The sequence below is a fragment of the Escherichia sp. WS547 genome, assembly GCF_046486065.1.
Taxonomy (GTDB): domain Bacteria; phylum Pseudomonadota; class Gammaproteobacteria; order Enterobacterales; family Enterobacteriaceae; genus Escherichia; species Escherichia coli.
Window position 1 is genome coordinate 159,476 of record NZ_JBJQMA010000007.1, and the last position, 12,960, is coordinate 172,435.

At 47.5% G+C, this 12,960-nt stretch carries 13 protein-coding genes; 4 read left to right on the forward strand and 9 right to left on the reverse strand.

All coding sequences use genetic code 11. The features are described from left to right. The first annotated feature begins 27 nt into the window (after window positions 1-27). Together ACJHWK_RS08835 and tcyP are read left to right on the forward strand one after the other, a co-directional pair. Window positions 28-618 carry a metal-dependent hydrolase gene (locus ACJHWK_RS08835; RefSeq protein WP_001295408.1) on the forward strand — a complete coding sequence of 197 codons (591 nt, stop codon included), beginning with the start codon at window positions 28-30 and terminating at the stop codon, window positions 616-618. Window positions 619-750: 132 nt separating this feature from the next. Next, entirely contained in the window at window positions 751-2,142 is a 1,392-nt protein-coding gene (tcyP, locus tag ACJHWK_RS08840; protein ID WP_001520634.1) for a cystine/sulfocysteine:cation symporter, read from the forward strand. Window positions 2,143-2,145: 3 nt separating this feature from the next. Here the strand turns inward: tcyP and ACJHWK_RS08845 are convergent, their stop codons facing one another. Beyond that, complete coding sequence (locus ACJHWK_RS08845; protein WP_001520635.1) at window positions 2,146-2,949, reverse strand: hypothetical protein; 804 nt, start codon at window positions 2,947-2,949, stop codon at window positions 2,146-2,148. A gap of 288 nt (window positions 2,950-3,237) precedes the next feature. After that, window positions 3,238-3,501, reverse strand: coding sequence for a cell division activator CedA (cedA, locus tag ACJHWK_RS08850; RefSeq protein ID WP_001241561.1), 264 nt, complete (start codon window positions 3,499-3,501; stop codon window positions 3,238-3,240). Window positions 3,502-3,683: 182 nt separating this feature from the next. Here cedA and katE point away from each other — a divergent pair, with 182 nt between their 5' ends. After that, the gene (katE, locus tag ACJHWK_RS08855; RefSeq protein ID WP_001520636.1) at window positions 3,684-5,945 is read left to right on the forward strand and encodes a catalase HPII; all 2,262 of its coding nucleotides are present in this window, start codon (window positions 3,684-3,686) and stop codon (window positions 5,943-5,945) included. A gap of 46 nt (window positions 5,946-5,991) precedes the next feature. Here the strand turns inward: katE and chbG are convergent, their stop codons facing one another. The 7 genes from chbG to osmE all read right to left on the reverse strand — a co-directional run bounded on the left by chbG (window position 5,992) and on the right by osmE (window position 11,871). Next, the gene (gene chbG / locus ACJHWK_RS08860; RefSeq protein WP_001520637.1) at window positions 5,992-6,750 is read right to left on the reverse strand and encodes a chitin disaccharide deacetylase; all 759 of its coding nucleotides are present in this window, start codon (window positions 6,748-6,750) and stop codon (window positions 5,992-5,994) included. 12 nt (window positions 6,751-6,762) lie between these two features. Then, window positions 6,763-8,115 (reverse strand): 6-phospho-beta-glucosidase, encoded by a 1,353-nt coding sequence (celF, locus tag ACJHWK_RS08865; protein WP_000078748.1) that lies wholly within the window; start codon window positions 8,113-8,115, stop codon window positions 6,763-6,765. A gap of 104 nt (window positions 8,116-8,219) precedes the next feature. Beyond that, a complete protein-coding gene (gene chbR, locus ACJHWK_RS08870) occupies window positions 8,220-9,062 on the reverse strand; it encodes a transcriptional regulator ChbR (protein WP_000983653.1) in 843 nt (280 codons plus the stop codon). A gap of 7 nt (window positions 9,063-9,069) precedes the next feature. Continuing rightward, window positions 9,070-9,420, reverse strand: coding sequence for a PTS N,N'-diacetylchitobiose transporter subunit IIA (gene chbA, locus ACJHWK_RS08875; RefSeq protein ID WP_000968913.1), 351 nt, complete (start codon window positions 9,418-9,420; stop codon window positions 9,070-9,072). A 50-nt stretch (window positions 9,421-9,470) separates the two neighbouring features. After that, window positions 9,471-10,829, reverse strand: coding sequence for a PTS N,N'-diacetylchitobiose transporter subunit IIC (gene chbC / locus ACJHWK_RS08880; RefSeq protein ID WP_000073041.1), 1,359 nt, complete (start codon window positions 10,827-10,829; stop codon window positions 9,471-9,473). Window positions 10,830-10,913: 84 nt separating this feature from the next. Then, window positions 10,914-11,234, reverse strand: coding sequence for a PTS N,N'-diacetylchitobiose transporter subunit IIB (gene chbB / locus ACJHWK_RS08885; RefSeq protein WP_000412169.1), 321 nt, complete (start codon window positions 11,232-11,234; stop codon window positions 10,914-10,916). Window positions 11,235-11,532: 298 nt separating this feature from the next. Then, window positions 11,533-11,871, reverse strand: a complete 339-nt coding sequence (gene osmE / locus ACJHWK_RS08890) for an osmotically-inducible lipoprotein OsmE (RefSeq protein ID WP_001039044.1) — start codon at window positions 11,869-11,871, stop codon at window positions 11,533-11,535. Between the two features lie 201 nt (window positions 11,872-12,072). On the opposite strand from osmE, the gene nadE reads away from it, so the two are divergent. Then, on the forward strand, window positions 12,073-12,900 hold the full coding sequence (gene nadE / locus ACJHWK_RS08895) for an ammonia-dependent NAD(+) synthetase (RefSeq protein WP_000175037.1): 828 nt from the start codon (window positions 12,073-12,075) through the stop codon (window positions 12,898-12,900). Window positions 12,901-12,960: the final 60 nt, after the last annotated feature.

Consider the following 12,960-nt stretch of genomic DNA (forward strand, 5'->3'; position numbering starts at 1 on the left):
CGTATTGACAGTTTAGTGAGTTTTATCATGACGGCGGAAGGTCACCTTCTCTTTTCTATTGCTTGTGCGGTATTTGCCAAAAATGCCGAGCTGACGCCCGTGCTGGCACAGGGTGACTGGTGGCATATTGTCCCTTCCGCAATCCTGACGTGTTTGTTACCGGACATCGATCACCCAAAGTCGTTTCTTGGGCAGCGATTAAAGTGGATATCAAAACCGATCGCCCGCGCTTTTGGGCATCGTGGTTTTACCCACAGTCTGCTGGCGGTATTTGCGCTGCTGGCAACCTTTTACCTTAAGGTTCCTGAAAGCTGGTTCATTCCGGCTGATGCGCTACAAGGAATGGTGCTGGGTTATTTGAGCCACATACTTGCCGATATGCTGACACCCGCCGGTGTTCCCCTGCTCTGGCCATGCCGCTGGCGTTTCCGCTTGCCTATCCTGGTTCCCCAAAAGGGCAACCAACTGGAACGTTTTATCTGCATGGCATTATTTGTCTGGTCGGTATGGATGCCCCATTCATTACCCGAAAACAGCGCTGTTCGTTGGTCATCGCAAATGATCAATACTTTGCAGATCCAGTTTCATCGGCTTATTAAGCATCAGGTTGAATACTAAAAAGGCAAAAATCACCTTTCTGGAATAAGCAATTCCATTTGAATATAAGAGCCAGCTCACAGTTCTGTTAATCTTGCGCCAACACTATGACTGCTACGCAGTGATAGAAATAATAAGATCAGGAGAACGGGGATGAACTTTCCATTAATTGCGAACATCGTGGTGTTCGTTGTACTGCTGTTTGCGCTGGCTCAGACCCGCCATAAACAGTGGAGTCTGGCGAAAAAAGTGCTGGTGGGTCTGGTGATGGGTGTGGTTTTTGGCCTCGCCCTGCATACCATTTATGGTTCTGACAGCCAGGTACTTAAAGATTCTGTACAGTGGTTTAACATTGTTGGTAACGGCTATGTTCAACTGCTGCAAATGATCGTTATGCCGTTAGTCTTCGCCTCTATTCTGAGCGCGGTTGCCCGTCTGCATAACGCATCTCAGTTAGGCAAAATCAGTTTTCTGACCATCGGTACGCTTTTGTTTACCACGCTGATTGCGGCGCTGGTCGGTGTGCTGGTCACCAACCTGTTTGGTTTGACGGCTGAAGGTCTGGTTCAGGGTGGTGCAGAAACTGCACGTCTGAACGCCATTGAAAGTAACTATGTTGGTAAAGTCTCTGACCTGAGCGTTCCGCAGCTGGTCTTGTCCTTTATCCCGAAAAACCCGTTTGCCGATCTGACCGGAGCCAATCCGACGTCAATTATCAGCGTGGTAATTTTTGCCGCATTCCTCGGCGTAGCTGCGCTGAAGCTGCTGAAGGATGATGCGCCGAAAGGTGAACGCGTCTTAACCGCTATCGATACCCTGCAAAGCTGGGTGATGAAACTGGTTCGCCTGGTCATGCAGCTGACCCCTTACGGCGTTCTGGCGCTGATGACCAAAGTGGTTGCAGGTTCTAACCTGCAAGACATCATCAAACTGGGAAGTTTCGTTGTCGCGTCCTACCTCGGTCTTCTGATTATGTTTGCAGTGCATGGCCTTCTGCTGGGTATTAATGGCGTGAGCCCGCTGAAGTACTTCCGTAAGGTATGGCCAGTTCTGACGTTTGCCTTTACCAGCCGTTCCAGTGCTGCGTCTATCCCACTGAATGTGGAAGCACAAACGCGTCGTCTGGGTGTTCCTGAATTCATCGCCAGTTTCGCCGCCTCTTTCGGTGCAACCATTGGTCAGAACGGCTGTGCCGGTTTGTATCCGGCAATGCTGGCGGTGATGGTTGCGCCTACGGTTGGCATTAACCCGATGGACCCGATGTGGATTGCGACGCTGGTCGGTATTGTTACCGTTAGTTCCGCAGGCGTTGCCGGTGTCGGTGGTGGTGCAACTTTCGCCGCACTGATTGTGCTGCCTGCGATGGGCCTGCCTGTAACGCTGGTGGCATTGTTAATCTCCGTTGAACCGCTTATCGACATGGGGCGTACGGCGCTAAACGTTAGTGGCTCGATGACCGCTGGCACGCTGACCAGCCAGTGGCTGAAGCAAACCGATAAAGCCATTCTGGATAGCGAAGACGACGCCGAACTGGCACACCGTTAATTCTTATGCTGGCAACGGTCCGTTTTGTATAGGAGCCGTTGCCTTACTTTTTAAATGTTCCATCGCGGCGATGCATACTGACTCATATTTAAACAGATCGTCAGCGAAAAAAATGGCTAACTTATCGATACATTCCTGACTCAATGAATGTGCTTGTAGCGAGAAGCTTAAAACCTCATACCCAAGACGTTTTCTAAGTGAACTATCTGAAATACTCATAATCTCTTCAAGCACACCACTTCCCATTCCCGGAAGATTCAGTGGATTAAAAAGAAGATTGACATTAAGCATTGATATTACCGAAGGAAACTTTAGGAGACTCTCATTTTTTTGAATCGCAGCAAAAATGCTCCCAACAGGATGTATATAATTTTGTTCATAGTATATCGTTCTTAAATAGTGAATAACCAACCTGTTTTTTATATTGATCAAATTGGTCATTTTTTCTGGTCGGAATTCACAGGTAAAATCCATCCCAACAAAATTCTCATTAATACCTCTTATCCTAATTTCACTACCATAAAGATTATTAATTATCACTCTATATTTAACATTGTCCTGCAGATATGTATCAAAACTAAGTGCTGGCGCTCCTGGCTTTGAGGCATCATAGTTAATGTTAGACATATAGGCAATCATATAATTGAAGTTTGATTCTGCTATTTCATCGCAGGCACATTGACCCGTTGATATAAAGAAAGTGAGTGCTGTCATGGTAGACTGCAGTCTTTCTTTAAAAGAGTCGAAGGCAAGGTTTTTAATATTTAAATTACCATAATCATTCTGTATTAAGTTTGTAGAAAACATCTCCCGCCTCATATTGTTAACAAAATTATTATCTCATTTAAATCTAAGTCATTTACAATATAAGTTTAAGAGCGACACCACAGGATGAACTATCAAAAATAGCTCATCATGATTAGCAAAACTTAACCATTTTAAAATAAATAAACAATTAAAGAAAAAAGTTCACTTATTTATAGCAATAGATCGTCAAAGGCAGCTTTTTGTTACAGGTGGTTTGAATGAATGTAGCAATGAAATACAGAATTTCAGGCCATGTAACTCCCGGCAGAACCGGGAGGTACGTAATCCTTACTCAGTCACTTCCCCTTCCTGGCGGATCTGATTTGCCCAACGCTGGGCGGATTCAGGCACAGTAAACGCCGGTGAGCGCAGAAATGACTCTCCCATCAGTACAAACGCAACATATTTGCCACGTAGCATCCAGACATCACGAAACGAATCCATCTTTATCGCATGTTCTGGCGGCGCGGGTTCCGTGCGTGGGACATAGCTAATAATCTGGCGGTTTTGCTGGCGGAGCGGTTTCTTCATTACTGGCTTCACTAAACGCATATTAAAAATCAGAAAAACTGTAGTTTAGCCGATCTAGCCCCCATACGTCCCGCTTTGCGTGTATTTCATAACACCGTTTCCAGAATAGTCTCCGAAGCGGGATCTGGCTGATGGTCTATAGTTAGAGGGTTTTTTGACCAAAACAGCGGCCCTTTCAGTAATAAATTAAGGAGACGAGTTCAATGTCGCAACATAACGAAAAGAACCCACATCAGCACCAGTCACCACTACACGATTCCAGCGAAGCGAAACCGGGGATGGACTCACTGGCACCTGAGGACGGATCTCATCGTCCAGCGACTGAACCAACACCGCCAGGTGCACAACCTACCGCCCCAGGGAGCCTGAAAGCCCCTGATACGCGTAACGAAAAACTTAATTCTCTGGAAGACGTACGCAAAGGCAGTGAAAATTATGCGCTGACCACTAATCAGGGCGTACGCATCGCCGACGATCAAAACTCACTGCGTGCCGGTAACCGTGGTCCAACGCTGCTGGAAGATTTTATTCTGCGCGAGAAAATCACTCACTTTGACCATGAGCGCATCCCGGAACGTATTGTTCATGCACGCGGATCAGCAGCTCACGGTTATTTCCAGCCATATAAAAGCTTAAGCGATATCACCAAAGCGGATTTCCTCTCAGATCCGAACAAAATCACCCCAGTATTTGTTAGGTTCTCTACCGTTCAGGGTGGTGCTGGCTCTGCCGATACCGTGCGTGATATCCGTGGCTTTGCCACCAAGTTCTATACCGAAGAGGGTATTTTTGACCTCGTTGGCAATAACACGCCAATCTTCTTTATCCAGGATGCGCATAAATTCCCCGATTTTGTTCATGCGGTAAAACCAGAACCGCACTGGGCAATTCCACAAGGGCAAAGCGCCCACGATACTTTCTGGGATTATGTTTCTCTGCAACCTGAAACTCTGCACAACGTGATGTGGGCGATGTCGGATCGCGGGATCCCACGCAGTTACCGCACCATGGAAGGCTTCGGTATTCACACCTTCCGCCTGATTAATGCCGAAGGGAAGGCAACGTTCGTACGTTTCCACTGGAAACCACTGGCAGGTAAAGCCTCACTCGTTTGGGATGAAGCACAAAAACTAACCGGACGTGACCCGGACTTCCACCGCCGCGAGTTGTGGGAAGCCATCGAAGCAGGCGATTTTCCGGAATACGAACTGGGCTTCCAGTTGATTCCTGAGGAAGATGAATTTAAGTTCGACTTCGATCTTCTCGATCCAACCAAACTCATCCCGGAAGAACTGGTACCCGTTCAGCGTGTTGGCAAAATGGTGCTCAATCGCAACCCGGATAACTTCTTTGCCGAAAACGAACAGGCGGCTTTCCATCCTGGGCATATTGTCCCCGGTCTGGATTTCACCAACGATCCGCTGTTGCAGGGGCGTTTGTTCTCTTATACCGATACACAAATCAGTCGTCTTGGCGGACCCAATTTCCATGAGATTCCGATTAACCGCCCGACCTGCCCTTACCATAATTTCCAGCGTGACGGCATGCATCGTATGGGGATCGACACTAACCCGGCGAATTACGAACCGAACTCGATCAACGATAACTGGCCGCGCGAAACACCGCCGGGGCCGAAACGTGGCGGTTTTGAATCATACCAGGAACGCGTGGAAGGCAATAAAGTTCGCGAGCGCAGTCCATCGTTTGGCGAATATTATTCCCATCCGCGTCTGTTCTGGCTAAGTCAGACGCCATTCGAGCAGCGCCATATTGTCGATGGTTTCAGTTTTGAGTTAAGCAAAGTAGTTCGGCCGTATATTCGTGAGCGCGTTGTTGACCAGCTGGCGCATATTGATCTCACTCTGGCCCAGGCGGTGGCGAAAAATCTCGGTATCGAACTGACTGACGACCAGCTGAATATCACCCCGCCTCCGGACGTCAACGGTCTGAAAAAGGATCCATCCTTAAGTCTGTACGCCATTCCTGACGGTGATGTAAAAGGTCGCGTGGTAGCGATTTTGCTTAATGATGAAGTCAGATCGGCAGACCTTCTGGCCATTCTCAAGGCGCTGAAGGCCAAAGGCGTTCATGCCAAACTGCTCTACTCCCGAATGGGTGAAGTGACTGCGGATGACGGTACGGTGTTGCCTATAGCTGCTACCTTTGCCGGTGCGCCTTCGTTGACGGTCGATGCGGTTATTGTCCCTTGCGGCAATATCGCGGATATCGCTGACAACGGCGATGCCAACTACTACCTGATGGAAGCCTACAAACACCTTAAACCGATTGCGCTGGCGGGAGACGCGCGTAAGTTTAAAGCAACAATCAAGGTCTCTGACCAGGGTGAGGAAGGGATTGTGGAAGCTGACAGCGCCGACGGTAGTTTTATGGATGAACTGTTAACTCTGATGGCAGCACACCGCGTGTGGTCACGCATTCCTAAGATTGACAAAATTCCGGCGTAAATATGGATAAGGTCACGCCCCCTGGGGAGTGACCTTACCACCTTACTTACACATCAAGATAATTACCCAACCGATAACCACGCTCAGCAATCGCATATTTCAACGACGCTGAAGTCAGCACATCCAGTTCCGTTAACCGAGGGAAGCAATAAGCACTCTGGCGAATCGTATTATCGATAAACGCCGGGTGGCACATCACTTCCAGCGAGCGCTCGCCGCGATGACTGGAGTCATCAAGCACTTGCAGGAACAGTGTCTCGCTAATCTCTTCACCATAAAACGCGCTACTGAATCCCTGCGAACTGCGCAGATTAGCCGGTAAATCACCATCCTTAGAAAGCGACTGACGGTCGATGCGCAACGCAATCCCCTCTTCAGCCGCAAACCTGGCAACAATCGGGAAAATCTGCGGGAACATATGCACATGATGATGGCTATCAAGATGCGTAGGTTTGCGTCCAAATAGCTCAATGAAACGCAAATACTGACTGGCGAGCTCCTGAGTAATTTCTTCCAGCGGTAAAGCATCTTCTTCTGCCAACTGCCAGATCCATTTTCCCAGCACGCCATCGCGGGTTAACCCCGGCATAGCTGTCAGTGGCTTGCCCATAGTAAGGACAAAGTGCATCCCTATGGCCAAACTCGGTTCATCACGACTCAACTGCACTGCATGGTCAATAGCCTGCCCATTCACCAGTGCCGTCGTCGACGTGACAATCCCATTGCGACAGGCCTCGATAATGCCGTAGTTCTGACCTTTGCTTAAGCCAAAATCATCGGCATTAACAATCAGTAAGCGTTCCATAATCAGCCTCGGTTAATGTGCTTTTTTAAGCTCTGCGATGCAGTCGGCAAAATTTGGCAGCCATTTCTCGTGCGCCAGAATCATCTCGCGTGCCAGCAGCTCAGCATCGCGATCGGAATGCACCAACGGACTAAGGTTTAGCGCCAGTAACACATCGTTAAATTCTCCGCTAAGTGCAGCGTTGCTGGCAGCAATCTCGAAGCCTTTAATGGTGTGAATCAGCCCCATCACTTTATCATCGAAATGCGTAATGCGCGGATGTGGCGTCGCGCCATCGCGCCCCAGCGTACAGGTCATTTCTACCGCCCAGTCTGCCGGAATATTATCAATATGCCCATGATGCGGGATATTAACGTAATGTTCAGCTTGCTTGTCGTTGTAGATAGCGTTGATCACTTCGCACGCTGCATCAGAGTAATAAGCCCCACCGCGCTGTTCCAGTTCTTTCGGCTTAACTTTCAACTCCGGGTTTTTATACAGCTCAAAAAGTTGTTTCTCGACTTTCTGTACTACCTGTGCTCGTGCGCCGCCTTTGTAGTATTCGCCCATTTCAATAGCCAGCATCTCTTTTTGCTTGAAGTAATAAAGTAAATAAGAACACGGCAACAGATTCAGAGAACGAATTAAGCCTTCGCTAAATGGCAGATCGAAAATATTTTTAACGCCAGATGCTTTTAACTGCCCGGATGCCACACCATCAAGCAATTCGGCAAAGCGTGATTTGCCATTTACCAGCACATCTTTAATGAACACCATATGGTTGAGGCCGAACAGATCGATAGATAAATCATCGCTGTCTTTCAGCATCAGAACATCGCGAATAAACATCTTCATGCCGATCGGAATATTACACACGCCGATAAAGCGTTTAAATCCGGTATGACGATAAACGGCTTCAGTGACCATTCCCGCCGGGTTAGTGAAGTTAATCACCCATGCATTCGGACAAAGTTCTTCGACATCTTTTACGATGTCAAAAATCACCGGAATGGTACGCAGACCTTTAAACAGACCGCCCGCGCCGTTAGTTTCCTGACCAAGATAACCATGACTTAATGGAATACGTTCATCCAGTTCGCGCGCCGGTAATTGGCCTACGCGCAGTTGGGTAGTAACGAAATCAGCATCTTTCAATGCTTCGCGGCGATCCAGCGTTTTATAAAGCTTCATCGGGACGCCAGCGTTATCAATCATCCGTTGGCAGAGATCAAAAATAATATCCAGTTTAGCTTTACCACCTTCGACATCCACCAGCCATAATTCGCTGACCGGCAATTCGTGATAACGCTTAATAAATCCTTCCAGTAACTCCGGGGTATAGCTGCTCCCGCCACCAATAGTGACGACTTTTAATTTCTGGCTCATAATTTCTCCCTTCAGTACAGAATACTGATATCTGGCATATCTGCCCCCCCGGACATAAATAATCCAGCAACAGGACAGATATGTGAATTGTCAGGTATAACGACTTACTGATTAAATTCAGTCAATTTCTTACGATAGCTCTTAGGCGTAAAGGACGTTAATTTCTTAAACGTTTTAATAAACAAACTCGGGCTACTATAACCGGCCTCAAACGCAATATCCGTCACTGAATAGTTGGTCATTTCCAGTTGTTTTTTGGCAAAATTAATACGGATTTCATTAATAATCTGCATTGGCGTTTTGCCATAATATCGTTGAGTCGCTCGCGTCAAATATTCCTGTGATTTGGCTGACAACGTCACCATATTCTCCAGTGCCGACTCACTAAACTGCTCTTTATCATGCATCTTTTCTACCGTACTTTTCAGCCACTGCGGTACATCATCAATCACCTGTTCTTCGCGGTAATGACGTAAACGGTTAATGACATAAAAAGTAACCATCTCAACAAACTCTTCCAGCCCTGTTTCGCGGAAATTCAATGAAGAAATCACTGTTTCCACATAGGTGAGAAAAGCGTTATTGGTCCGGTATACCTGCGAAGCGACAAAGCAATAAGGCAACAACGGCAGGTAATGCTGCTCAAAAAAGCGTTTACTGATCCCAACATTCAATATGCGCGTGGCACCAAACTCATAAAAACTTTGATGGTGCGAACCTAACGGAATAAAAACAAAATCGCCCCGTTCCAGTAACACGCGCTTACCGTTAATCTCCTGGAAATAACGCCCGGTTAATACCAGAGTAAATTCATAATAGTCGTGCTGATGCAGTCCGCTGATACTCTCAGTTTTGTTATAGATAAACACATGGAAGTTTTTGCCATTAAACAACTGCTGTTCTCGGGCAGTGGCAATTTCCGGCGCGTTAATCACTGGCTGCATCATCGACTCCTTATGCCTTCAGTTTTTCATGAAGCTCAATTAATTCTGTAATCAGTTCACGCGCAAGCATGGACGTCATTAAATGATCCTGAGCGTGGACCAGCACCAGACTCACTTTCATCTTACCTTCGCCCGCATCGCCTTCAATCAGTTTCGTCTGTACCAGATGCGCTTCATTCAATGCTATCCGTGACTGATCCATCATGGCTTTTGCTGCGGCAAAATCGCCCTGCTTCGCCTGTTTCAGTGCCGCATACGCCAGGCTGCGCGCTTGTCCGGAGTTGATGATAAGCCCCATCACCACTTCTTCCAGCTCTTCAGCTTCCGTTTGCGTATCGGGAATATTATCGAGATCCATCATACATCGTTCCTCTCTATTCTTACCGGCACGATTACCCGTACCGGCATCGATTAAAATTTCAGGGCGTTAGCGATATCTTCTTCGCTCTCTTCTTTATCAATCGCGTTTTGTGCTTTGTTAGCGACCACAACAAAGGGCAGATAAATTAACGTTGCGATACCAAGGTTGAAGAGTGCGACCAGCAATGCGGCGACGCTACCGTTGGTGTTAAAGAAGGCTCCCAGACCGGTTGGCATGGTCCACGGTGCAATATTGGTCACCGGAGGAATAATGCCCATGTAGTACGCTGCCAGGGTGATTGCCGCCAGAATCGGTTGTACCAGTACAAACGGGATAAACATCACCGGGTTCATGATAATTGGCAGACCAAACAGAATCGGTTCGTTAATCTGGAAGATGCCGGACGGCAGCGCCAGTTTTGCCACCTGACGATAATCAGCACGGCGAGAAGCGATAAAGATAGCCAGGATCAGACCTAAAGTCGCACCACTGCCACCGAGGAAAATAAAGGAGTCCAGCATCGGCTTGGCCCAGATATGGAAGGTCTTACCGGCTGCCAGCGCCGCTTCGACGGAACCATATTGCTGATAGGTCGCGATATTTTCCAGCGCCCAAGGCGTCATAATGCCGTTGTCCAGTGCGGTCAGCGCCAGCGCACCATGAATACCGAAGAACCAGAGCAGTGGAACAAAGATCACATAGGCCCAGCCCACCACGCTACCCAACGATGCCAGTGGGGTTGAGATGGTATCCATAATGATCTGATGGAAGTTGGTGCCCCAGGTATTCAACGCCCAGGCAATAATCCCCATCACGGAAAGAATAATAAAGCCGGGAATTAAAGCCGAGAAGGAACGCGATACTGAAGCAGGTACGCTATCGGGCAATTTAATGACCCAATTGCGGCGGACAATAAAGGTAAACATTTCTGCCACCACCAGGCCAATAATAATCCCGGAGATGATATTCGCCCCACCTAACCAGTTTGCGCCAACCGCATAGGCCTCACCGACACTGTATGGGGTGACGGTCATAAATGCTGCAACGGATAACAACCCAGCCGCCAGCGCATCGACTTTACGCTCTTCTGCCAGCGCCATGCCAATAAAGAACGGTGCCATTAAAGACATTATCCCTAATGTTCCGTTATATACGTTGCCGCCAATACCTTTCAGACCATTAAGTGTTTCAATGGTTGAGGCATCCAGGCGAATACCTAAGGAATAAAAAAACGACCCCTCCCCAAAGCTTAGAAAAACGTTGTTAATTAATACAAACATGGCCCCCGCAAGGGTTAACGGCATTAAGCGAATAAAGCCATTTTTGATTGCATTAACGTGTGGCTGCTTTCCTATTTTAACTGCAAAAGGGAGGAGTACCTTTTCAAGCGATGCAATAACATTACTCATAGAAAAATACCCTTAAAAACCGCAATTTAAATATTACGGTATTGATTTATGAAATAACTCTTTGACGGGAAAATTTAAAATAAATTAATTTGCTGCGGCTTTTTTAATCGCTGCAACCGCAGCCTTAAGCACGCCTAAACCATCGACTTTGCCATAAAGCAGCGAGTCAATTACTTCAACCGGTTTGTTGGGTAACAAACGCTGGATTTCGGGCAACATATAAGCAATCTGCGGCCCTAATAACACGACATCGGCATTCTGACCTTTTTCACCAGCCAGTGTTTCCGGAAATGCTTCAATAATGACCGGAACTTCATATTTTTCTGCCTGTGCGCGCATTTTTGATACCAGTAAAGAGGTAGACATGCCCGCAGAACAAAACAGATAAATGTGTTTCTTTTCCATAAAACTGCCCTCATCGACGATTATCTGTCAGCCAGACACTCCGCAAGCCTTAACCTGCTTCCATGCTCTGGGTAACTTGCGAAACCAACATGACTTTTTTTGTGGCTGAAAGGAGTATACGGTATAGACCTGAGCAATAGTATTTCTTTGACCTTATAAATTGTCTCTCCTTGACCTGCGGTTATGACCCTCTTCACATTTCGGGCAAATAATTCGCGAAGATAATTAAGAACTCAGGCCAAAAAAAACCGGCGCAATGGCCGGTTTCCGTTGTAACTCAAGCTTTCAGGCGAAGTGATTACTTCGCAGCCTGTGGATCAGTGTCGTATTCAGCACAGGTCTGATAACCGGAGTTGATGACATGTCCGGTATCATCTAACGCGACAAAGTAGGTTTCTGCTTTACCATCACGTTGACCCAGGATGTAGGTCTGGCAAGTACCACGAGCATGGATCATGCTCACTTCAGACGAAGGTTTACCCGCAATTTGTGCAACCTGCGCCCGGCTCATGCCTTTTTTGACGTCTTTCACCACAGGCTGTACAAACTGGTCTTTGGTACGATCATAAGCCGTACAACCCGCCAGCATGGTTAATACCGCCGCTGCACTCAGAATTCCTGCCATATTCTTGTTCATATTCCGTCCTCTTGTTTATCAGCGTGTTAGATAAGCCTGGAATACATTGGGCGCTTTTTCAAGCCCGTGAACGAAACGGCTCCGCTTTCAGAGGATTCCTGTATGACGTTTTAACCACCATTCAGCCCGCTGTCGCTTGTCGTTTCAGTAGCAACGGGTTAGCTTTAAGGAAGTTTTGTCTTTTCTGTCTGGAGGGGTTCAATGACATTGCAACAACAAATAATAAAGGCGCTGGGCGCAAAACCGCAGATTAATGCTGAAGAGGAAATTCGTCGTAGTGTCGATTTTCTGAAAAGCTACCTGCAAACTTATCCGTTCATTAAATCACTGGTGCTAGGGATCAGCGGCGGTCAGGACTCCACGCTTGCCGGAAAGCTGTGCCAGATGGCGATTAATGAGCTGCGCCAGGAAACTGGCAACGAATCACTGCAATTTATTGCCGTACGCCTGCCCTATGGTGTTCAGGCTGACGAACAAGATTGCCAGGATGCCATTGCCTTTATTCAACCGGATCGCGTATTAACCGTTAATATCAAGGGCGCGGTATTGGCCAGCGAACAGGCGCTGCGCGAAGCGGGCATTGAACTGAGCGATTTTGTTCGTGGCAATGAAAAAGCGCGTGAGCGGATGAAAGCACAATATAGCATTGCGGGTATGACCAGCGGTGTCGTGGTGGGCACCGATCATGCAGCAGAAGCCATTACCGGATTCTTCACTAAATATGGTGACGGCGGTACGGACATTAATCCACTGTATCGTCTCAACAAACGTCAGGGTAAACAGTTACTGGCAGCATTAGGTTGCCCGGAACACCTTTATAAGAAAGCCCCAACGGCCGATCTGGAAGATGATCGCCCTTCTCTGCCAGATGAAGTGGCACTCGGCGTGACCTATGACAATATCGACGACTATCTGGAAGGGAAAAACGTACCTGAACAGGTCGCCAGAACAATAGAGAACTGGTATCTGAAAACCGAACATAAACGCCGTCCGCCAATTACCGTTTTCGATGATTTCTGGAAAAAGTAATAATTTGCACATATTGGTTTGTGCGAAAAAGAGTACTTTGTTCACGCCGGATGCGGCGTG